This is a genomic window from Paenibacillus cookii (genome assembly GCF_018333375.1).
GTDB classification, from domain to species: Bacteria; Bacillota; Bacilli; order Paenibacillales; family Paenibacillaceae; genus Paenibacillus_AQ; species Paenibacillus_AQ cookii.
Genome location: NZ_BORW01000006.1, coordinates 170,667 through 193,203 on the forward strand (window position 1 = coordinate 170,667; position 22,537 = coordinate 193,203).

The 22,537-nt window shown below is 55.0% G+C and carries 19 protein-coding genes; 12 read left to right on the top strand and 7 right to left on the bottom strand.

The window, feature by feature from the left end:
* Positions 1-23: 23 nt before the first annotated feature.
* Positions 24-1,013: a Gfo/Idh/MocA family protein gene (locus tag KI367_RS08705; RefSeq protein ID WP_036707071.1), complete on the bottom strand. Its 990-nt coding sequence runs from the start codon at positions 1,011-1,013 to the stop codon at positions 24-26.
* Positions 1,014-1,194: 181 nt separating this feature from the next.
* Here KI367_RS08705 and KI367_RS08710 point away from each other — a divergent pair, with 181 nt between their 5' ends.
* Positions 1,195-2,037, top strand: a complete 843-nt coding sequence (locus KI367_RS08710; RefSeq protein WP_212949017.1) for a helix-turn-helix transcriptional regulator — start codon at positions 1,195-1,197, stop codon at positions 2,035-2,037.
* 115 nt (positions 2,038-2,152) lie between these two features.
* The gene (locus KI367_RS08715; RefSeq protein WP_212949019.1) at positions 2,153-2,797 is read left to right on the top strand and encodes an NAD(P)-dependent oxidoreductase; all 645 of its coding nucleotides are present in this window, start codon (positions 2,153-2,155) and stop codon (positions 2,795-2,797) included.
* 120 nt (positions 2,798-2,917) lie between these two features.
* Here the strand turns inward: KI367_RS08715 and KI367_RS08720 are convergent, their stop codons facing one another.
* Both KI367_RS08720 and KI367_RS08725 read right to left on the bottom strand, forming a co-directional pair.
* Positions 2,918-4,978 (bottom strand): ABC transporter ATP-binding protein, encoded by a 2,061-nt coding sequence (locus tag KI367_RS08720; RefSeq protein WP_212949020.1) that lies wholly within the window; start codon positions 4,976-4,978, stop codon positions 2,918-2,920.
* Positions 4,968-6,737: an ABC transporter ATP-binding protein gene (locus KI367_RS08725; RefSeq protein WP_212949022.1), complete on the bottom strand. Its 1,770-nt coding sequence runs from the start codon at positions 6,735-6,737 to the stop codon at positions 4,968-4,970. The genes KI367_RS08720 and KI367_RS08725 overlap by 11 nt, the downstream gene beginning before the upstream one ends.
* A 521-nt stretch (positions 6,738-7,258) precedes the next feature.
* On the opposite strand from KI367_RS08725, the gene KI367_RS08730 reads away from it, so the two are divergent.
* Positions 7,259-7,579, top strand: coding sequence for a HesB/YadR/YfhF family protein (locus KI367_RS08730; protein WP_036707077.1), 321 nt, complete (start codon positions 7,259-7,261; stop codon positions 7,577-7,579).
* Between the two features lie 35 nt (positions 7,580-7,614).
* The gene (locus KI367_RS08735) at positions 7,615-8,055 is read left to right on the top strand and encodes an NUDIX domain-containing protein (protein ID WP_036707081.1); all 441 of its coding nucleotides are present in this window, start codon (positions 7,615-7,617) and stop codon (positions 8,053-8,055) included.
* A 78-nt stretch (positions 8,056-8,133) separates the two neighbouring features.
* Here the strand turns inward: KI367_RS08735 and KI367_RS08740 are convergent, their stop codons facing one another.
* The gene (locus KI367_RS08740; RefSeq protein ID WP_212949024.1) at positions 8,134-8,649 is read right to left on the bottom strand and encodes an ADP-heptose synthase; all 516 of its coding nucleotides are present in this window, start codon (positions 8,647-8,649) and stop codon (positions 8,134-8,136) included.
* A 207-nt stretch (positions 8,650-8,856) separates the two neighbouring features.
* Here KI367_RS08740 and KI367_RS08745 point away from each other — a divergent pair, with 207 nt between their 5' ends.
* Complete coding sequence (locus KI367_RS08745; protein WP_036707086.1) at positions 8,857-10,605, top strand: ABC transporter ATP-binding protein; 1,749 nt, start codon at positions 8,857-8,859, stop codon at positions 10,603-10,605.
* Positions 10,606-10,663: 58 nt separating this feature from the next.
* On the opposite strand, the gene KI367_RS08750 is transcribed toward KI367_RS08745, so the two are convergent.
* Both KI367_RS08750 and KI367_RS08755 read right to left on the bottom strand, forming a co-directional pair.
* Positions 10,664-11,107, bottom strand: a complete 444-nt coding sequence (locus tag KI367_RS08750) for a DUF441 domain-containing protein (protein ID WP_036707089.1) — start codon at positions 11,105-11,107, stop codon at positions 10,664-10,666.
* 175 nt (positions 11,108-11,282) lie between these two features.
* On the bottom strand, positions 11,283-12,263 hold the full coding sequence (locus tag KI367_RS08755) for a YpdA family putative bacillithiol disulfide reductase (RefSeq protein ID WP_036707093.1): 981 nt from the start codon (positions 12,261-12,263) through the stop codon (positions 11,283-11,285).
* A gap of 232 nt (positions 12,264-12,495) precedes the next feature.
* Between KI367_RS08755 and KI367_RS08760 the strand changes: the two genes are divergently transcribed.
* The 3 genes from KI367_RS08760 (at position 12,496) to KI367_RS08770 (ending at position 15,323) form a co-directional block, all read left to right on the top strand.
* Positions 12,496-13,089: a DUF2087 domain-containing protein gene (locus KI367_RS08760; RefSeq protein WP_036707095.1), complete on the top strand. Its 594-nt coding sequence runs from the start codon at positions 12,496-12,498 to the stop codon at positions 13,087-13,089.
* Between the two features lie 491 nt (positions 13,090-13,580).
* Positions 13,581-14,672, top strand: coding sequence for a ribosome small subunit-dependent GTPase A (rsgA, locus tag KI367_RS08765; RefSeq protein WP_212949026.1), 1,092 nt, complete (start codon positions 13,581-13,583; stop codon positions 14,670-14,672).
* Positions 14,673-14,795: 123 nt separating this feature from the next.
* Positions 14,796-15,323 (top strand): hypothetical protein, encoded by a 528-nt coding sequence (locus KI367_RS08770; protein ID WP_052146792.1) that lies wholly within the window; start codon positions 14,796-14,798, stop codon positions 15,321-15,323.
* 139 nt (positions 15,324-15,462) lie between these two features.
* Here the strand turns inward: KI367_RS08770 and KI367_RS08775 are convergent, their stop codons facing one another.
* Positions 15,463-15,702: a hypothetical protein gene (locus KI367_RS08775; protein WP_212949028.1), complete on the bottom strand. Its 240-nt coding sequence runs from the start codon at positions 15,700-15,702 to the stop codon at positions 15,463-15,465.
* A 364-nt stretch (positions 15,703-16,066) separates the two neighbouring features.
* On the opposite strand from KI367_RS08775, the gene KI367_RS08780 reads away from it, so the two are divergent.
* The 4 genes from KI367_RS08780 to KI367_RS08795 all read left to right on the top strand — a co-directional run bounded on the left by KI367_RS08780 (position 16,067) and on the right by KI367_RS08795 (position 22,495).
* Positions 16,067-16,399, top strand: a complete 333-nt coding sequence (locus KI367_RS08780; protein WP_036707099.1) for a hypothetical protein — start codon at positions 16,067-16,069, stop codon at positions 16,397-16,399.
* Between the two features lie 68 nt (positions 16,400-16,467).
* Positions 16,468-20,454 (top strand): type VII secretion protein EssC, encoded by a 3,987-nt coding sequence (gene essC, locus KI367_RS08785; protein ID WP_212949030.1) that lies wholly within the window; start codon positions 16,468-16,470, stop codon positions 20,452-20,454.
* 16 nt (positions 20,455-20,470) lie between these two features.
* Positions 20,471-21,298 carry a hypothetical protein gene (locus KI367_RS08790; RefSeq protein ID WP_036707101.1) on the top strand — a complete coding sequence of 276 codons (828 nt, stop codon included), beginning with the start codon at positions 20,471-20,473 and terminating at the stop codon, positions 21,296-21,298.
* A 6-nt stretch (positions 21,299-21,304) separates the two neighbouring features.
* Positions 21,305-22,495, top strand: a complete 1,191-nt coding sequence (locus KI367_RS08795; protein ID WP_036707105.1) for a WXG100 family type VII secretion target — start codon at positions 21,305-21,307, stop codon at positions 22,493-22,495.
* Positions 22,496-22,537: the final 42 nt, after the last annotated feature.

A 22,537-nucleotide genomic window follows, 5' to 3' on the forward strand; every position in this document is an offset into this window, starting at 1 on the left:
TACCTCATAAACGTGGCCGGCAATCACAGTTCGACCCGGACATGCTCCCTTGCCGACCGCAGGCAGGCATCGATAACCCGCATATTCCGGATGGCATCTTCCGGCTCGAAGCGGAGGGGGCGCCGGTGAATGATGGCAGTCGCCAAGTGGTCGGCCTGGAGCGCATAGGCGTTCACCTTCGGCACTTCGATTTCCTTGCGCTCCCCGAGCGCCGTCAAGAAAAAGTTGTCGCTTCCGACGAAAGCGGAAGGGAGCTCGATGATGCCTTCGGTTCCCAAAATCTCGAGCGGATTCCGGAAAGCCGCCCACATGCCGCAATCAAACGTCAGGGCTACCGATCCTTCGAACTCCAGAAGCCCCGAAGCCATCATGTCGACGTCATCATGCTCCGCGGAGAAAAAGGCGTTTACCGTTGCCGCGACCGGTTCTTTGCCGAGGAGCATCCGGGCCGCATGGATCGGATAGCAGCCGACGTCGTAAATCGACCCGCCGCCCCATTCCTTTTTGTAACGGACGTTGCCCTTGTCGCCCGCGTTATTGAACGTAAACGCGCCGCGGATTCCGCGGATGTCGCCGATCGCCCCGGAAGAGATCAAATCCCGGATCATATCGTAGCGGGGATGGTAACGGTACATAAACGCTTCCGACAAGTATACGCCGGCGGCTGCCGCCGCTTCCGCCATTTCCACGGCTTCGGCTTCGGTCAGGGCCAGCGGTTTTTCGCATAAAATGTGTTTGCCGGCCTCAGCCGCGCGGATCGTCCATTCTTTGTGAAGATGGTTCGGCAGCGGTATGTAAACGACATCGATGGAAGGGTCTTCGAGCAGCTCCTCATAACTGCCGTAGGCCACCGGGATGTTCAGTTGTTCCGCCGTTTGTTTGGCTTTATCGAGATCGCGGCTTGCGATGGCATGCACCTCGTTCAGTTCGGACTCTTGCACGCCCGGTATGACGGAACGTTTGGCAATGCCGGCACAGCCGAGAATCCCCCATTTTAATGTTTTCGGACTCATCGGGATCATCAACTCCTTTATGTTCGGAAAGCCCTGCAAACGACGATGAAAACGGTTTACATGATTTGCGTTTGAAGGCTTTATAATATGATATTGCCATTATAAAATAGCGAATTTAAAATTAATATAATACGATTTTGCAATAGATTATAAATATATTGTCATTTATGGAGATGAGGCCGTGCAAAGGCAAATTCACCTGCTGACGCTGCCCGACATGCCGTTTTTTTGCTTTCCGGAATCGGTGGGCCATTACCGGCAAGAACCGGAACACAGCGTTTTTCGGGAGGCGGGGGTGTTAAACAATTTTAATATCCATTACGTCGCCGCAGGCAAAGGGTACGTTGAGATCGACGGGGAGACCCACGAGCTGGGGCCGGGGGAGGCCGTGCTCTATTTCCCGATGCAGCGCCAGCGGTATTACAGCAGCAAGGAGGAGCCGTGGGACGTGCGCTGGATCCATTTTTACGGGACGGGACTCCAGGAATATTTGATCGGCAGAGGTTTTCATGAGAGTCCGTTGTGGACCGTCCGCAACCGGCAAGCGTTCGAACAGGCCCACGAGGCGCTGCTTCATGAAGCCGAAACCTACCGGATGCTGCATTCTTCCCATCTATCCACGCTGACGTATGCGCTGCTGACCGAATTTATCGCGCATGCGGCCGCATTAACCCGGGGCAATTCGAAAACGTCGGGCAACCGGATCCTGGAATTGCTGCCCGTCATGCAGCAGGAGGCCGCGCAGCCGTTTATCCTGGAGGAATGGGCGGGGAGGCTTGGCGTCAGCAGCTATTATTTCTGCAAGCTGTTCCGCAGCGTCACGGAAATGACTCCGATGGAATTCGTGACGAGATGCCGGCTGCAGATGGCCAAACAGTGGCTGCTGGAGAGGAAGGAGACGACGATCGGGCAAATTGCCAAAGATGCCGGGTATCCAAGCGTCAGTTACTTCAACAAACGGTTTATGGAGCATGAGGGCATGACCCCGACGGCGTATCGGCGGTTGTACGGGGTGTTGTCATGAAGCGGGGCAAGCGAACCATCAATTCATGGATTATGACCGGCCGTCGTTCGTCAAGAAGACCGATAGCTCGTTTGCCATGGCTGGGAATCATGATAAGAGAATATGGAGGGAAACCATGATGAAAGCGATCGTCTTTGGCGCAACAGGCGGTACGGGATTGCAAGTCGTCAAGCAGCTGCTGGATCTGGACTATCAAGTGACGGCGGTTGTGCGGGAGCCTTCCCGGTTTACGGAGAACGGCAAAAAGCTGCATATCGTTCAAGGAGATGTTTTGAATCCGTCGTCTTTGCTGAAACCGATGGAAGGAGCGGACGTTGTTCTATCCGCGCTGGGGGTAAATCACCGCAAACCGACAAACGTGTATTCCGAAGGAACCCGTAATATCATGAACGCGATGCGTCATGCTGGAACAAAGCGGATCGTTTGTTTGTCGGCGTCTACGCTCGCCCTTCCCCCGGAAACGCCGTTGTTATCCCGCATCATTACGGAACAAATCGTGATGCGTTTGTTTAAAAATCTGTATGAGGACATGGCTCGCATGGAGCACGAGATCAAAAACTCAGGGCTGGATTGGACCATTATTCGACCGCCAAGATTAGTGGATGGTCCCCCGAAGGGACATTACAGAGTGGCCGTAAACGAACCCATGAAAAAGCCCAAGGGACTCCAAGGACTTACGCGTGGAGATTTGGCATCGTGCATGATCGAGCAGGTACATCATCCCAACTCCATTCGCGGCATCGTGGAAGTGACCTATTAACAGCCAAATGGCAATCCATCAATAAAACGGCAGCCCGTTCAAAAAGAACGGGCTGCCGCAGGATAGAGTCACATTTTAAGCAGAACGGATGGTCGGTAAGAACTAACGGACTTCCATCCGTTAAGCCGGAGAAATGGCTGCGGGCTGTGCCTCGACGGCGCCTCCCGAAGCCCCCTGCTGCAGCTGATACATTTGATAATATCGGCCGCCAAGCAGCATCAGCTCGTCATGCGTGCCGCGTTCGACGATTTCCCCGCGGTGCAGAACGAGGATCTGATCGGCGCTGCGGATGGTTGACAGGCGGTGCGCGATGATGAACGTCGTCCGGCCTTTTTTCAGCACCTCCAGCGCGGATTGGATCAGGCTTTCGGTTTCGGTATCGATGTTGGCCGTCGCTTCGTCCAGAATAAGGATCGCCGGGTCGTAGGCAAGCGCGCGCGCAAAAGAGATCAACTGCCGCTGCCCCGCGGACAACGTGCTGCCTTTTTCGATCACCGGCTCGTCGAAGCCTTGCGGCAAATGGGCAAGAATCCGTTCGGCGCCCACGTCTCGCAGCGCCTTTTCGATTTGCTCGCGGGATATTTTCTCGTCGCCGAGGCTGACGTTCGAAGCGATGGTACCCGTGAACAGGTACGGATCCTGGAGCACGATCCCCATATGATGCCGGATCCACTGCTTCGGCAACTCCTTGACGTCCTGGCCGTCGATCGTAATCGTCCCTTTTTGCGGGTCGTAAAAACGGAACAGGAGGTTGATGATCGAGCTTTTGCCGGAGCCGGTATGGCCCACGAGCGCAACCGTCTGGCCTTGCTTCGCTTCGAAGCTGATGTTTTTCAGCACGTAGTTTTCTTTTTTATAGGCAAACGATACGTTTTTGAACTCCACGTCGCCTTTGTAACGCGGCATCGTGCCGTCCGTTACGTCCTCGCCCGGCTCATCCATCAGCGTGAAGACCCGTCCGGCGGATACCATGGAGGAATCCAACGCCGCGAGCTGGTTCACCATGCCGGTAATCGGCTGGAACAAGCGGCCGAGCACGTCGACGAAGGCGTAGAGGACGCCCAGCGATACGGCCGTTCCGCCCGACAGCGAACCGAATCCGAAGTAGGCGAGGATGACCGCAAACGAAAAGCTGCGGAGCACGTTCACCAGGTTATGCGACGTAAAAGCGTTCAGGTTCAGCATTTTGTTCTGGTGTTTCATGTAATCGTCGTTTAACGCTTCGAATTCCTCGCGGGTTTGCTTGTGTCTGCGGAAGACGCGGATAATGGACATCCCTTGGATCGATTCGTTGATGATGGCGTTGATTTCGCTCAGGCGAGACCGGATGATCGTATTGTATTTGGTCGCAAGCTTCCGGTACAGCACGATCCAAGCGATCAGGAGCGGAATGATGAACAGGCAGACGAGACCAAGCCGCACGTCCAGCAGGAAAAGCGCGATGTAAACGCCCGTAATATAAATGACGCCGGAGCTGAAATTGGCGAGCACGGCCACGAACAGGTCCTTTACCGCTTCGGTATCGTTCGTGATCCGGGAGACGACTTTGCCGGCAGGCAGCGTGTCGAAAAAATAGACCGGCAAACGCTGCATATGGGCATATACGTCGTTCCTGAGCTTTTGAATGACCTTGTTGGCGGATGCTTGCAGCCAGTAAGTTTTGCCGAATTCCGTAAAGATGCTGATGACCAAAAAGACGCAGTACAAGCCCACCAGCTTCAATATTCCGGGGATTTCAGGCTTGTAAAAGGAATACAGCTCGGCGGCCGACAGCTTTTCCGCCGGATATTGCGCCACCTTGTCGCCGTATTTGATGGTCATCAGGCCGTCCGCAAAGGTTCGTTCGCCTTCCGGGGAAGCCACGGGCTGGTTGATGAAATAAAAGCTGCGTCCGGACTGCAGCAGGCGCACCTCGGCGCCCTTCGTTTCGCCCGGCTCGAAGCGGTCGCCCCGCTTGTAATAATGCCCTTTATATTCGGCCGCTTGCTCGGCCGACGCCGTTTCGTAATAGGGACGTTCGATGCCCAGCATATGATCGTCGATCATGCTTTTGGCGATGAAAGGTCCGGCCAGTTCCGCCCCGACGCCGATGGCAAGGGCGATAAATGCGGCGATGAAAATGCCTTTGGCGGTCAGCGCGTATTGGAACAAACGCCTTCCGGTCCCGGGATTAGGAGTCATATGATGCTTCCTCCTCGTTCGTCAGATTGTTTTCGACCTGCTGCCGTTCGAACTGCTCGCGGTACCACCCGCCGCGTTCCAGCAGCTCGGCATGGGTTCCTTCTTCGATGATGCGTCCTTCGTCCAGCACGATGATCCAATCCGCGTGTTCGATCGCGGAAAGGCGGTGGGTCGAAATCAGCGTGGTTTTTCCGGCGCGATGTTCGCGGATGTTATCCACGATGCGCGCTTCCGTGCGGGCGTCGACGGCGGAGAGGGCGTCGTCCAGGATCAGGATTTCCGGGTCGGAGATAAAAGCCCGGGCCAAAGATACGCGCTGTTTTTGTCCTCCCGAAAGCGAAACGCCTTTTTCGCCGACTAGGGTGTCGAGACCGTCGGAGAGCGTGTGCAGGTCCTTATCGAATGCGGCCGTGGCGATGGCGTTCATGATGGTGCCGTCATCCGCCTGATGTTTGCCGAATTGGATGTTTTCGCGGACCGATTTGGAGAACAGGATCTGCTCCTGCGGCACGTAGCCGATCCAGCCGTGAAGCTGGTCTTTGGCGATTTGCTCGATCGGCGTATCCGAGATGAGGATTTCGCCGGTTCCGGTCGGATATTCGTGCAAGAGCTGCTTCAGCAGCGTCGATTTGCCGCTTCCCGTCCGCCCGACGACGCCGAGCGTTTGTCCGCGCCGGATCGAAAGGTTGATATGCTTCAGATTATCCACCGTCGAGGTGGGATAACGGAACGTCACGTCCTTGAACGCAATGGTGTCCGGCGAATCGACGCGAACCGGCTGAGGGACGTCCTGCACGTCGGGAACGACCGACAGCGTTTCGTCGACGCGGTCCAGCGACGCGCTTCCCCGCTGCATGATGTTAATCAATTCGCCGATGGCGAACATCGGCCAAATCATCATCCCGAGGTACATATTAAACGATACGAGGTCGCCGAGGGTGATCTGGTTTTTGAATACGAGATAAATGCCGAAAGCAAGCCCGATCACGTAGCTGAGCCCGACGCACAGCCGGATGGTAGGCTCGAACAAGGCGTCCAGCTTGGCGACGCGCATATTTTTGCGATAGACGTCATCGGCGATCACCTGGAAACGGCGTTCGTCCGATCTTTCCTGAACGTAAGCACGGATGACGCGCACGCCGGCCACCGACTCCAGCACCTGGTCGTTCATGTCGCCGAAAGCGTCTTGGGCTTCCGTGTAACGTTCATGAATGACTTTGCCGTATATTTTCATCGCAATCGCAATGAACGGCAGCGGCAGGATGGCGGCGAGCGTCAGCTTCCAGCTGATCAGGAAGCCCATGGCAAACAGGATCACGGCGAGATACGCCGTCGAGTCGGTCATGACGAGCATGCCGAACCCGGCCGTATTGGCGACGGCGCGCAGGTCGTTGGTCGCCCGGGCCATCAGGTCGCCGGTACGGTTCCGTTCGAAAAACGGCGGCGTCATGCGCAGCAGCTGGTTCATGTAACGGGAGCGCAGGATGCGCTCCACCAGATTGGCGCCCCCAAACAGCTTGTGCATCCATATGTACGTGAAGATGTAGATCAGGATCAGGGTCACGATGATCAGCGAGATGTATTTCGCGAGCGATGCCCAGGTGATGGAGCCGCGCACGATTTCATCGATGGCGCTTCCCAGCAGCCGGGGCGGAAACAGCTCGCCGATGCCGCAAATGATCAGCATGAACAGGCCGATTAAGTAGCGTTTTTTTTCTTGGCGGAAAAACCAGCCCAGTTTCTTTAATACAGAGAACAAATCTTTCACTTCCCTTCCTACGTTTCTCTTTGTGCCGGTAAGTCAACTGCCGGAGAACAAGGACATTAAAAAAAGGCATACTGCCCGTAAACGGACGATATGCCTTTGCGATCCAAACATCTATCATGCGTACGGTTGACGGTAGACGCAAGCCGAGCATGAGGAATGGCTGATATTCGTTGGCTCCTTGAAACCTGTTTCCAAATTTCAACAATCAGTTCCACCAGCTGGGCTGCGACGGTATTCAATTGTCGGTTGATTCCGTTGATGATCGATGAAATTGAACACGTTCGCCCACCCTTTCTTCGGTCAGGATTTGACGGCGCCTGGGGCGGGAAGCCCGGGTACCCGTCATACCTTCTGGTAATAAATTGAATTTCAGACCTCGTATGCTGAGAATTTTATCACCCTCCTCGAACGTCTGTCAATTTATATTTTCCTAAGTCGCCATATTCAAGTTATGATATATTGGAGATAGGCAATGACGTTGCCTAGCCACAACAACGAAGGGAATGAAGCAGATGGAACTTCGAATCAGCAACGACGCGGCAAAATGGTACATCAAGGAACTGGAGCTGCAGCCCGGCAGCGCGCTTCGCTTCTTTCCCCGCTATAGCTCTGGAGGGGGCCTTCATCCCGGCTTTTCGCTGGGCATCTCGGTCGAAGGGCCCGAGCGTCCGCTGCTCAAGCAAGAGGTCGAAGGGATCACCTTTTTTATAGAAGAGCAGGACGGTTGGTATTTGGAAGGTTATGATCTGGTCGTTCGGTACTTGGAATCCCTGGATGACATTGATTATGTTTACGAAGCGAATCAAGATCGTACGCCTTCAAGCGCCGGGTAATCAGCAAATTGGGATTTGCGGAAGGAGGGAGAAGCTTGTCTCATTTGGACCGTGATTTCCGCCAATACATTAAAAAAACGTCCAAAATTACCGTGCAGGTAGCGATCCTCGTCAGAAACAAAGCCGGGGAGATGCTGTTGCAGCAGCGGGCGGGGGCTGAGGAATGGGGGCTTCCCCTCGGGTCCATGACACCTGGAGAATCGCTGGAGGATGCAGCCCGCCGGGAGCTGTGGGAGGAGACGTCCCTGACGGCCAAAGAGGTCAGGCTGGCGCAAATGTTTTCCGGCCCGGAATTCAAAAAGGTCGCCAAAAACGGGGATGAGGAATTTTTGGTCATTGCGCTGTACGAAGCCGACGGGCTTCAAAGCGAGCTTGATTTCAAGGCCGAGGTGAACAAGGCGCTCCGTTTTTTCGGAGAGCCGCTGCCGGCCCTCGATGCGCTTACCTTAACTCTCCTCGAGCACTGCCGCGGATAACGAATGCCGCGCATGAAAAAACTCCTTTCCGGCCGGAAAGGAGTTTCTTGCTGACCGCGCCCGAAAGGGCGCCGGGGATCAAATATGGTGCGAAAACGGATCGGATTCCACCGCGAACTGGAAATCGTCGATGTCATATACCGTGACCGGTACCGCGGCGTCGATGATGCGGTGAATCAGCTCGGGCTGATCCGTCAGCAGCGGCACCTGCTCCCGCTGGGAAACGAGCAGCAGCTCCGTTTCGACCGGATCGAAAAATTCCCCGTACGGAGCGGTATCCATGGCGTTGACCACGGTGATCCGCGCCGTTTCGCCGATCAGGATGGAAGAGCTTTTGGCCCAAGGCGCGTTGAGCCCTTTTTGGATCTTTTTCTTGTTTAACGGCTCTTCGAGATAATCGACGAGTTCCCTGATTTTTTCTTTCACGTGTTTGTCGTCGTCGCTGTTGCTCATGAGCGGCTCGTCGCTGGAAATGAATTCGTACAGCTCGAGCAAACTGGTATACGGTACCATATATTCAACCGGCACGGGAGTCAGCAGCAGTTCTCCGTAAATCGCCAGCATGACAGCTTCCGTAACGAATTGTCTTGACATTTGGGTCCTCCTGAAGGTCCTGCCGCAGCGGCAAGGGCTATGGTTTCGATAGATTTGGGCGCAAGAAAACGTTTCTTGCAACTTAAGGATATATAATCATTGTAAAGGGGAAATGTCAACCGGTGAACGGCCCGCCTCTTCCGGTCAGCCCAGGGAATCCGCGCAAAAACCTATCATACAAGCCTGGAAAGGGGAGTGTACAATCACTTGAATCATTGGAAATCTTATTATCGATTCGTCAAACCTTATACGAAATGGATTGTTTTAACGTTGATCATCGGGATGGTCAAATTCGGGATCCCGCTTACGCTGCCGATGATTTTGAAATACGTCGTGGACGATTTGCTTCTCAATCCCCAAAAGACGCTGGAGGAGCAGGTCACGCAGCTGTTTCTGATTTTGGGCGGCGCTCTGGTATTGTTTATCGTCGTGCGCGGACCCGTCGAATATTTGCGGCAGTATTTTGCCCAGTTCATCACAAGCAGGGTATTGTTCGACATGCGGAACAAGCTGTATGCCCATCTTCAGCGGCTTTCCTTGCGCTATTACCAAAACACGAAGGTCGGCGAAGCGATATCCAGGTTCATTAACGACGTCGAACAAACGAAAAACATCGTGGAAGTCGGCATGATGAATATTTGGCTGGACATGTTCACGCTGCTGTTCGTGCTTGGGGCGATGTTCTATCTGAATCCGGTGCTTACGCTGGTGGCGATTGCGATCTTGCCGCTGTACGGCATCGCGGTCAACATTTTATACAAGCGGCTCAAAAAGCTGACCAAAGACCGCTCGCAGGCACTGGCCGGCATACAGGCCTATTTGCATGAACGGATCCAGGGAATCTCCGTAATCCGCAGCTTTACGCTCGAACGCCATGACCATCGGCAGTTTACCGAAATCAACCGGAACTTTTTGAATAAAGCGATGGCCCAAACGCGCTGGAATGCGCTGACGTTTGCCGTGATCAATACGTTGACCGACATCGCGCCGCTGCTCGTCATCGGCTACGGAGGCTACCGCGTCATCCACCATAGCTTGACCATCGGCACCTTCGTCGCCTTTTTCGGTTATCTGGACAAGCTGTACGCGCCCCTCAAACGGCTGATAAACTCATCCACCGTGCTTACCCAAGCTTCCGCTTCGCTGGAGCGGGTGATGGAGCTGATGGACGAGCCGTACGACATCGTCGATGCCGAGGATGCGAAAAAACTGGATGCCCCGGCGCGTTCGATTACGTTTGACGGGGTCTGGTTCAAATATAACGAGCAGGGCGATTGGGTGCTCAAAGACGTCAACCTGGAGATTCGCCACGGACAAACCGTCGCCTTCGTCGGCATGAGCGGCGGGGGGAAATCGAGCCTTATTTCGCTGATCCCGCGATTTTACGACATTCAGAAGGGCAGCGTGTCCATCAACGGGCAGGACGTACGAAAACTGACGATGGAAAGCGTCCGCGGTTCGGTCGGCATGGTGCTTCAGGACAACTTTTTGTTCAGCGGATCGGTGAAGGACAACATTCTTGTCGGCAATCCGGACGCTACGGACGAAGAAGTCAAAGAAGCGGCCATCCGCGCCAACGCCCATGATTTCATCATGGATTTGCCGGACGGCTACGATACGGAAGTCGGGGAACGGGGCGTCAAGCTGTCGGGCGGGCAAAAGCAGCGGATCGCCATCGCCCGCGTGTTTTTGAAAGACCCGGACATTCTCGTGCTGGACGAAGCGACGTCGGCGCTGGATTTGGAGTCGGAGCATTTGATCCAGCAGGCGCTGCAGTCCTTGTCCGCGAACCGGACGACGCTGATCGTTGCCCACCGCCTGTCGACGATCACGCACGCGGACCAGATCGTGGTCATGGAACACGGCATGATTACCGAACAGGGAACGCATGCCGAGCTGATGGCGATCGGCGGCAGCTACGCCCGACTGTTTAACGTGCAGCATCTCGAGGTATGAACGCAAAAGAGCCTTGGCTGAAGAAAGCCAAGGCTCTTTTTTTAACGAAAATGGATGATCATGTTTTTCCGATCAGAAGCGATAATATCCCGGCCGCGATGAGCGGGCCGACCGGCACGCCGCGCAGCAGCGCCACGCCAAGCACGGTCCCGATCAGAAGCCCGGCGACGACCGTCGGATTCATCGACATCAGGGTCGCTCCCCGGCCTCCGAGATAGGCAACCAACATGCCGACGGCGATCGCAAGCAGCGATTTCCAGTTCAAAAACGATTCCCCAATCGTTTGCAGGCTCATTTTTCCGCTCGCGAGAGGCGTCATGACGCCAATGGTCAAGATGATGATGCCGACCGTCAGCCCATATTTCTCAAGCCAAGGAAACAGCTGATGCAAATGGAGCACCCGGATCAGCAGCAGCACGATCATCGCTATGGTGATCGGCGTATTGCTGCTGATGATGCCCAGAGCCGCCATAAGCAGCAAAATCAATGACGTGAAGTCCATCCGGATCCCCCTTCGCTGTAAACGAATTCGATGATTTCACATAAAACGCCCGAAGCCCGGCTGACGCCTAAGGCGTACCGGCGCCTTCTATACAGCAGTATTCTTACCGCAGGCGAAAAATATCCGTTTTCGGCCGAACGGCCATGGCCGGGCGCCAAAAACGGATGTTTTATCGTTATCCTCTGGTTTTCATGATATGCTGCGCGATCAGGGCGCCATGTTTGCGTCCCGTTTCAATGAACACCTCGTTCGCGTTCCGCCCCGAGGCGATTACGCCGGCCACGTAAAGGCCGGGTACGTTGCTTTCCATCGTTTCCGGGTCGTACCGCGGTTTTTCCATGTCGTCGTCAAGCTCCACGCCGCAGGAGGTGAGAAGCTTCCGGTCCGGGCGGAATCCGGTCAAAGCCAGGACGAAATCATTTTCGATCCGGACCTTATCGCCGTTTTTGCCCGTAATTTCGACCGAGTCCTCGGTAATTTCCGTGACGTGCGACTGTACGTGCACGGTGATTTTCCCTTTTTCCACCATCGCTTCGAATACCGGCCGCACCCAAGGTTTGATGTTCTCGGACACCGTCTCGCCGCGGTAGATCATATCGATCCGGGCGCCGACGCGGATCAGTTCCATGGCCGCATCGACGGCCGAATTGCTGCCTCCGATGATGGCTACCTTCATGCCGCTGTAGGGATGGGCTTCGCGGAAATAATGCGTGACCTTGTCCAGCTCTTCCCCCGGAATGCCGATGTAGTTGGGATGGTCGAAGTAACCGGTCGAGATGACGACGTTGCGCGCTTCGTAGCGGTGATGCTTTCCGGTGCGGTCCGCCGTATGGACGACAAAGGTTTGGTCCGCTTTTTTCTCGACCGAAAGGGCTTCTTCGTATTGCGAAATTTCAAGCCCGTAATGCGAGGCGACCTTGCGGTAATAAGCAAGCGCTTCATACCGGTACGGCTTCTCGTTGGACGAAGGAAACGGAACATCGCCGATCTCCAGCAGCTCGGCCGTGCTGAAAAATTGCATATGGGTCGGGTATAAAAATATGGAATGCACGATGCAGTGCTTTTCGATGATCCGCGTGGAAAGCCCCCTGCGTTGACACTCGATGGCTGCGGATAATCCGCAGGGGCCGGCTCCGATAATAATGACATCTTGCATGACGTTTGGTTCCTCCTCTGACTAAAACAATTCACATACCATCGTAACGCAATTGACTGACAAAAACCAGCAGCATACCCGGGATTAAATGGGCGAAAACAGGTTGACAAATCTATTTATACAAAGATATAATTAGCTTAAGATCAAATTAGATAATCATAAAATTAGTTGAGTTTTAAATGATTCGTATATCCATCGTTCGCGTCCATGACTCTAAAGAAAGGATGACAATATGCAGCTCGAGAAAATCGTCAATTACCATAAGGCTTTGGCCGACCCGACCCGGCTTCGAATCCTGCTGCTGCTCTCCGAAGGCGAGATGAACGGCCAGGCGCTGGCCGAAAAACTGAACATTTCCCAGCCGACGGTGACTCATCACGCCGCGAAGCTCAGGGAGGCGGCGCTCATTACGGAACGCCGCGAGAAGAATACGGTTTATTTTGCCCAAAACCGTTATTTTATCCAGCAGCACGCGCAGGCATCGCTTGAATTGATCTTGAGGAAAGGAGGGAAAGAAATGACCACGACCGCAAATGAGCAAATGAAAAGCGCGGTGATCCGCAACTTTTTCGCCAAAGACGGACGCTTGCGTTCGATACCGGCCCAGTACAAGAAAAAGCTGATTGCGCTGGAGCATGTGGTGGAGCGGCTGGAACCGGGCCGAAAATACACGGAAAAGGAAATCAACGAGTTCATCAAACAGTTCCACGAGGATTATGCAACCATCCGCCGGGAATTCATCATGCACCAGTTCATGTACCGCGAAGACGGAATTTACGAGCTGAATCCGCGCGAGCTTTGGACCCGTTGGGAGGACGTCAAATAAAAAAGGGCTTGACAACGGCTTCATCTGCTGGTTATGATGACAGCATATGACAGGAAAGGAGACGATAAATCATGAAAAACAACACATCCATTGCCGCAAACGCCATTCGTTCGACAAGCATATCGGTCTCCTTTCATCGGCTTAAGAAGATTCCCGTGTTCTGATACGACATGAGGGAATGATTTTCATATGCCGCGGAGACCTGACGTCTCCGCGCTTTTTTTTGCCGTTTTGCGCGCAAAAGCCCCGGAGCGTTTCGTTCCGGGGCTTTTTGTGTCGGAGATGTCCTGCTTCAAACGGATGTTGCTGGAGACGAAAACACGCCGACAGGCGTTTTTCTGCGGGCTGCCGCGAAATTTCCCTGAACCCCGCCGCCGGACTTAACGGGCGGCCGAAGGAATGGGAACGGATGATGCGGCATCCCGGAATATATTGGCGCCGGCCCCGCAAGGGAACCGGCCCGACGATAACCAACTTTAGGGGGATTTTATTTGACAAATTTAACGCAATACGGTTGGAATGACCATTGGGACAAGGAATGGAGCAAGGAAGACCGCGGACTCCATCGGCCCGGACGCATCACCGCCGATTTTGGACAGAAATTCAAGGTATGCACGGAAGAAGGCGAAGCATGGGGCGAGATGTCCGGCAAGATGAAACATGGGCTTCAGAGTGGAGCCCCTTATCCAGCCGTCGGCGACTGGGTGGAGTTTCAAATGCTTGAAGGGGAGGACAGGGGCGTGATCCACGGCATCCTTGACCGGAAAACGAACATTTCCAGGCAAAAGGCCGGGGCGAAATCGGCACAGGAGCAGCTGATTGCGGCCAACGTCGATGTGCTGTTCCTGGTTACTTCCCTGAACGACGATTACAATCCGAGGAGAATGGAGCGGTACCTCATTATGGCCTGGAACAGCGGCGTTAACCCGGTCATTCTTTTAAGCAAGGCCGACCTGTGCGATGACGCCGACATCAAAGCCGCGGAAATGGAGTTGATCGCGCCGGGCGTGCCGGTTCATGTGGTGAGCGCCCTGGAGGACAGGGGAAAAGAAGCGGTCACCGGTTATTTGAGAGAAGGGGTGACGGTGGCGCTTACGGGTTCGTCCGGCTGCGGAAAATCGACGATCGTCAATTGGCTGGCGGAAACAAGCGCCCAGCGGACGCAGGGCATCCGCGAGGATGACAGCCGGGGACGCCATACGACGACGCACCGTCAGCTGTTTCTTCTGCCGCAAGGCGGTTTAATGGTGGATACGCCCGGCATGCGGGAGCTGCAGTTATACGACGACGACGGCGGAGGCTGGGAGCAGGCGTTTGCCGACATCGAGGCGATCGGCAGATCCTGCCGTTTTGCCGACTGCCGGCATGAGCGGGAAGCGGGCTGCGCGGTGCGCGCGGCGGTGGAATCCGGAGAGCTCGATGCCAAACGGCTGCAAAATTACCGGAAAACCCAGCGCGAGCTCGAATTTCAGATGAAAAAGGAAGCGCGCGGCCAGCGCAAAATGAACCGGACGGATCGGTCGGGAAAGGATCCCGTGCGGCGCAAATCGTCCTATTGGAACCAGCGTCTGCACGATGAATAAGATTCTTCCCCTGCCGGGCAGCAGAGCGGCTTGATTTCCGTGAAAGGGCTTTCGAAACGGGGTATAATCAGGCTTGCCCGATCCATATATAGATAATGAAGGAAGCTGCGGGAGGTGGAGAGTGTGGGGTTTATGCACTTGTTTTGGGGATTTTTGTTTCTGATCGATATCCGCATCAACCAATTCGACATTTTGCCGGACGTGATCGGGTACGTGCTCTTCTTTCTCGGCTTCGTCAGGCTGGAGCGCAGGTCCAGCCATTTTCGGAGCGCCAAAACCGTATCGGTCGCCTTGATCATTCTTTCGGTCGTCACGCTGATCCTGGAGCTGTCGCCGCCAACGTCATGGCTGTTTATGTTCCTGTATCAAGCCGTGGTTTTCATTTTGAATCTGTACATGGTGTTTCATATCTGCTACGGGATCGGCGACATGGCCGGGCGAAAGGGGCACCGGGCGTTTCAGAACAAGGCCGTGCAGCGCTGGCGGTGGTTTCTTGCCGTCATTGCCGCTACGTTCGTCGTCATGCTGATTGCGCCGCTCGTTCCGGGGCTGGCCATCGTCCTGGCGCTTGCGCTGATGATCGCTTCCGTCTGCATACACGTGCTGATGATGCTGCTGATGCAGGAAGCGGAGCATGTGCTTCGCCGCTAGTAACGACTGCGGCCCAGGCGGGCCGTAAAGCCCGTTCGCCGCTTGCTTGGACGAAGGGCGAAGCGTATGACGCAAGCGAATCCAAAAAAAGGAGCTCCGGATGACCGGGCTCCTTTATTTTGCGCGCAAAAAATCCCTCTTAATAGAGGGACAATGCGAGCGTGTCGTTTTCGCTTTTGCTGTGAAGAATGGCTTCGGAGCCTTCGATTTCGATGCTGATCAAGGAATCCAGGCATTTTTTGAGCGCTCTTTTGCCGTATTGAATCTTATTTTCCAAGGTGCCGCTGAGCAGCTTAAGTATTTTTTGAACGGATTGTTTGTTTTCAGTGGTAAAATATACAGGGATAAGTTTGTTTTGAAAACTGATTAGCATTCTCATAGAAAATCACCTCATTCGTGTTATTCCACAATTGCATTGTAAACCCCGATTATTAAAAAAACCTTAAAGAAAGCTTATAAATACTTAAATTGCATAAAATTTTCAAACTTTTTTCAAAGATTTAAAGAATGCGAATTATATGAGATAATAGAGTGGAATCCGCTTGTCGGAGGGAGTTCTTTCACTAAAACGAAACCGACGTACGACGAAAATAGCTATAAAAACCTATACCATTTCATGGTTACATCATTTAAAATAGTTAATTTGTCACAAATTGACATGATTCGGAGCGGATGATACATTATCATAGAAGTTATTGCATCTTGCGAATCATAGATTTGCAGGGAACAAGAGGTGTAAAATAATGATTCTTACCGTGGTCAAAAGCCGCCTGGAACGGGATTGGTTCGATATCGACGTGCCGGACGACTATCCCGTGCTTCAGTTGAAGGAAATGCTGGGCATGAGGGTGTACGGCGAAGCGCCCCGTGCCGGGCAGCAATATATATTGGAAGGGAAATTTCCGGACGGGCTGTGGTTTACGATCCGCGATCCGCAGGACGTGGCCGGGGCCGGGTTGAGGGAAGGGTGCCTGATCCGCCTGCAGCGCGCTTTTTCGACGACCGATGAGGAGGCGCCGGTATTCGGGAAAAGGAGCCTGTTTCAACATGATTCGATCGGGGTAATGGAGGATTAAGGGTTGAAATCTATGCAAATCAAATTACATAACCATGTTTGGGAAAGCAGAGGAGGAGCTGACGCATCGTGAATGTGTTGTACCAACGCTCGCCGCGAATCAAACCGGCGCTGAAGGAGGAGACGGTCGAAATCCCGAAGCCGCAGAACGAACCGAGCAAACCTTCGTTTTCGCTCATCTCGATTCTGCTGCCCGCCGTCATGACCGTCTTCAGCATCGGGTTTTACATATACATGAATTTGACCGGAAAAATGGGCAACAGCAATTATATGATGTTCCAAATGGTATCCGTGACGATGATGTTGACGTCGTATACGATTCCGTTTTTCGTCTATTTGGGCAACAAAAAGAAATACAACGAGCAGCTCAAAGAGCGGGTACGCCTGTATCATGCCGAGCTCGACAAGCATAGGGAAGAACTGGCCGCAGGGCATAAGGAGCAGGTGGACGTGCTGTTTGAGGTTCACGGGGATCCGGATGTCTGCTTTCATATTGTCAAAAACCGAAGCAGCGTGTTATGGGAACGTTCCTTCGGGGACGACGATTTTTTGCATACGCGAATCGGAACGGGCCAGGTCCCGTTTTACATGAAGGTCAACGCGCCCCGTCCCGACGGGTACGTCAAAGATCCTCTGATCGAAGCGGCGCAGGAGCTTGCCGGCGAATTCGAAACGGTGCCGGACGCGCCGATCGCGCTGCCGCTGTTTCAGGCGAAGGTGGTCGGGATCGTGGGGGACCGGGATTCGGTCATGAACGCCCTGCGGGTCATCGTCGCGCAAATGACGGTCCGCCATTCGCCGGATGAGGTCAAGCTGGCCGCTTTTTATGAGGAAAAAGATGCCGAAGAATGGGATTGGATGCGATGGCTGCCCCATACCTGGGACGAAAGCCGCAGCTACCGCTATATGTCGGATCGGCGAAGCACCGCCCACCAGCTTGCGGATGAACTGTTCCAGCGGCTGGGACGCCGCAAGTCCTCCCGCCACGAGCAGAAAAAAAAGACGGCTCAACTGCCGATCCAGGTCGTCCTGCTGTCCAGCGGGCAGCTGATCGAAGAAGAGCCGTTGCTGCCGCTCCTGCTGGAGGATGCCGCTGAAATCGACGCATGCACCATCATTTGTTCCGACCGGAAGGAGACGCTCCCGATGCAGTGCCATCTGATCGTGGACGTCGGCCGGAGCGAAGGGCAATATTCGCTGAAACGCGAGGACGGGGCGTTCGACCAGGTAAGCTTCGTCCCGGACATGCTCACGCTGGAAAGAGCGGAAGCGCTGACCCGTTACATGGCCCCGATCCGGCTCAAGCGGTCGCTTGCGTCGGATATCCCGGACGTGCTGACGTTATTCGAAATGCTGAATATCAAAAAAGCGGCCGACCTGGACGTGAAGCAGCACTGGAGAAACAACCGGTATCCGGAAAGCCTGCCCGTCCCGTTTGGCGTACGCGCGGGCGGCAAAAAGATCAATTTGAACATTCATGATAAAATAGAACGGCAGGGGCACGGCCCGCACGGCCTGATCGCCGGCACGACCGGATCGGGCAAAAGCGAGGTCATCCAGTCGATCGTCGCTTCGCTTGCCGCCGAGTTCCACCCGCATGACCTTGCTTTCATGCTGATCGACTACAAAGGCGGGGGCATGTCCAACACGTTCGTCGACTTGCCCCATGTCGTCGGAACGATCACCAATTTGAGCAGCGGGCTCATGGAACGGGCGAAGGTTTCGCTCAAAGCGGAGCTGGTCAGACGGCAGAAAATATTGAACGATGCCGGAAACCTGCAGCACATCGACGAATATTACAAGCTTCTGAAACGCGAGGGCGGCCGGCCGCTCCCGCATTTGGTGATCATTATCGACGAGTTCGCGCAGCTCAAAAAGGATCAGCCGGAATTCATGGACGAGCTGATCAGCATCGCGGCCATCGGCCGTACGCTGGGCGTGCATTTGATCCTGGCGACCCAGAAACCGGCGGGCGTCGTTGACGATAAAATATGGAGCAACGCGCGTTTCCGCATCTGCCTGCGCGTGCAGGACGAAGGCGACAGCCGCGATATGCTTAAAATACCGAACGCGGCCTGGATCAACAAACCCGGACGGGGTTATTTCCAGGTAGGCAGCGACGAAATATTCGAGGAAATGCAGTTTGCCTGGAGCGGCGCGCCCTACGTGGAGCAGACGGATTCTCCGGGGCGGGTCGTTCCGACCGAAATCGCTTTGAACGGGAAACGGGAAAATCTGCTTTCGACCAGCATGTCCGCAGCCAATTTGCAAATGGAGCAGCCTCCGAAACAGCTTCAAGTATTCATCGACAGACTCGCCGAAGCGGCCAGGGAGGAAGGCATCGAGCGCCTGCAGGGGCCATGGCTTCCGCCGCTGCCGGAAAGGCTGGAGCTCGAGGAGCTGGCGGCGCAGGCATCCGCGCCCGAATGCGGCGAATTGGAAGGGGTCGTCGGCATCGTCGACGATCTGCCGAACCAAAGCCAGCGTCCGCTGCGTATTCCGATGCAGCAAGGGCATTGGGCGATCTACGGCATGCCGGGACTGGGCAAGACGACGTTCGTGCAGACGCTGCTGATGTCGCTCGCCCAAGCCTATTCTCCGGACGCGTGGCACGGATACATCGTGGACATGGGACGAATGATGAGGGATTTCGCCAAGCTGCCGCAAATCGGCGGCGTGATGATGGCCGAAGAGGACGACCGGATCAAGCGGCTGTTCCTCTTTCTGGTCAAAACGATATCGGAGCGCAAAGAGCTGTTCGCCGACGCCGGCGTGAAGACGGCCGCCGCTTACCGGCGGGCGCGAAACGCGGTTTTGCCGCAGTTTATCGTCGTCATCGACGGATATTTTAATTTCCGGAACTCCTTTCCCGAGGAAAACGAACTGCTGGAGTTCATTTTGCGCGAAGGCGGAAATCTGGGCATCACCTTTGTGCTGACCTCGAACCGCATTTCGGACATATTCGAAAAAGTACGCAGCAATATCGCCAACGCGGTAACCTTCGAGCTTGCGGATCCGTCGGATTATTATTATGCCGTCGGCCGGCCGGCAAGGAATCCGGGCTCCATGCCGCCGGGCAGGGGCCTTGCGAAGGGTCATACCCCGCCGCTTGAATTTCAGGCCGCGCTGCCGGCCAGCGGCGACGACGAAGCCGGACGGTCGGTCGAGCTTCGCAAGCAGATCCAAAGCATCGAGTCCCGGTATCCGGCCGGGAACGTCCGGAAAATCGAGAAGCTGCCGGAGCGGATCCGGCTGCATGAGCTGATGCCGCATGCGGCCAGCTTTAAGCCGGAACATGGTCCCGCCGCTTCGTTTAAAGTGCCCGTAGGCTTGTATACGGATGATTTGGAGCCTTTCGAGGCGGACCTGCAGGAAGGACCGCACTTTATCGTTGCCAGCCCGATGGAGGGCGGAAAAACGGCCTTCATGCTGAGCTGGATGCTTTCGCTGGCCTATCATTATTCCCCGGAGCAGCTGCAAATGTACACGGTCGATGCCAGGTACGGCAGCCGGGGGCTCTCCCAAATCGGCAGACTCCCGCATGTGCAGGCGTCGGCAACGAGGGAAGAAGAGCTTGCCGCGCTGATCGGACAAGTTTTTGAGCTGGTGCAGCGCCGCAGCGGCGGGGAGGAAGGGCCGGCCATCCTTCTGGCGATCGATGATGCGGATATTTTGGCTAAACAATTAAACGACTTTACGATAAAAGATCAACTGGGAGCGATTGTGCGCCTTGGACGGGATCGGAACGTGCATGTTTTGCTTTCCGGCGTTCCGGCCGATTTCCCTGCGTTCGGAGCGGATTGGTTCAATGACGTCAAAGCTTGTCAAAGCGGATTTTTATTCGGGACTTTGGACCCTAACGATTTGTCGTTCTTCCGGATTCCTTTTTCGGAATCGAGTCAGGCTCCCGGGGGCTTGAAGATCCTGCCGCCGGGACAGGGGTACTACATAAAGCGGAAATTTACCAGGGTAAAAGCCGCGGTTCCGTTTGATGACGAGTGGGACGGCAAACGATGGGCGGAAATAATTCGCGACCGATGGCATGTTGTTGTTTGAGGGGAGGTGGCTCATAATGTTGACGATTCATGCTTCCAAACAGGATACGATTACGCTTGATAATAGAGAGTTTTTTTTCCTTGCCGGAATATTGGGTTCCGACCGCCTGCTGGGCGTGGAGGACCCGTTTCAAGGTTATCTGGCGCAGGAAATTGCCGAAGAATGGGACGATGTGAAAAGATCCCTTTTGGAAAAAGGCTACCTCGTCGAGGAAGACGACGGCAGCCTGCTGGCCATGCCGCCTAAGGTTTTTTCGCGCGTCGCCATCGCTAGCTTGGCGGAACGTTCATGCTGGCTGCGGTATAAACGCCAAGAGGAAGCCTTCGAGGGGTACTTGCATGCAACGAATGAACGCGTCGTGCAGGTGTGCAAGTCGGAGAAGGATTTGGTGTACGAGCTGGATGAGCTCGGCAACGTGGAAGCGGCCTGCAGCCAGCTGGTAGACAAAATGGATTTGAAAGATTACGCTCCAGCGGAAATGCCGGCGCTCCTCCTATCCAAAAAGAAATTCGGCGAAATATACAGCCGCATTCCGGCCCTTACTTTGGACGAGCTCGGTGACGAGCTTGCGGCCGCGACCAATGACGCGGAGGGCTCCATAGCCTTTGCCCGGTGCCTGAAGTTCCGGACGGGGGAAGGCGAGCTGCATTTTTCCACTTGGACGGGAAGCCGATGGGAGACGCAAAGCGCCGCTTTTGTGGTAAATGATACGATGAACTGGCTTGTCCGCATGAGCCTGAGGGGAGATCAAGACTGGTTGACCGCCAGTCCTGCCAGCAAACTACAATTTCAAGAGATGCTGCTTCTATGGTTGAAGCAGTCTGCAGAATCAGATGGAAGGTGATGGTCCGTGCGTATTTCTGTCGAACCGGAAGCACTCCGGGCATTAAGTCGTCAACTGGAGCAAAGCGGCGAGCAAATCCGCCAATTAACCGCGTTATTGAATCAGGCTTTGGGATCGCTCATATGGGAAACTTCTATCCGGGAATCTCTCTTGAACGAGTGGCAGGCCGCGAATCAGCAGGGGGAACAGATTTCGTCCATGTTAAGCGAAATGGGCAGAAACGTGCACAAAAAAGCGGGAATGTTCCAGTCGGCGGACGAACAGCATCATTCCTTTTTGGGAAACTCCGCCCTATACCATTCTCCGGTCGCGATGTTCCGCGCCGTAGGCGTTCAGGGGGACGGTTCCATCCTGCCGGGGTACGGCGGGCGCGGCATCCCGATCTCGAACCCGTCATCGGCGGTCATGGCCGTACAAGCGCATAACGGCGACGATGACGGCCTCAATGTCGGATGGGGATACCAGGGGCCTACGCCTGCGGGGTGGGCGACGCTAGGATACGGCGCGCTGATGGTAGGCACGATGGTCAAAAGCGGGTTTAACGTCAATATGAGAAACAACGGCTCGGTCGCCACGATCAAAGGGGCGCGTTCTCCTTTTGCCCTCAGCGAAGGCATCCGGGGAACCCGGTACACGCTGAACAACGCGGCCAAAAATCCGCAGGTATGGAAATTCGTCGATCCTAAAATCGCGGCGAAAGAAGCCCTTTCGATCAAAGGCCTCGGCGGAAAGCTGGGTTATGCCGGGCTGCTGTTCGATACGGGCGTGTCCGGCTTTCAGGATTATAAAACCGGCGGGGCCAGCCGGGCCGCGGCCAGCGTTCTGGTCAACGGCAGCTTGGGGCTCGGCACCATGGCAAGCAGCGCGGCGATCGGGGCTGCGGTCGGTTCCGCGGTGCCTGTAGCGGGAACGGCAGTCGGCGCGGTGGTGGGACTGGCGTCGGGCGTCGTCATCTCGGCCGTCACCGACATTGAAATCAACGGGAAATCGCTTAAAACCTATGCGGTGGATGCGGTAGACGCGGCCATCGACGGAACGGTCGAAGGAGTGAAGTCGGCGGCAAAAGGGATCGGCCATGCGGCCGAAGAAACTTTCAACGCCGTGTCGGATTCCGTCAAAGCGGTATCCCACGGCGCCAGCGAGTTGGCGGATCAAGTGAAAAACAAACTCGGCAAGCTCGGGAATTTATTCGGCTAAAGATGCCACGCCGCGTTCGAAACCCGTTTGGCGGCATCCGGC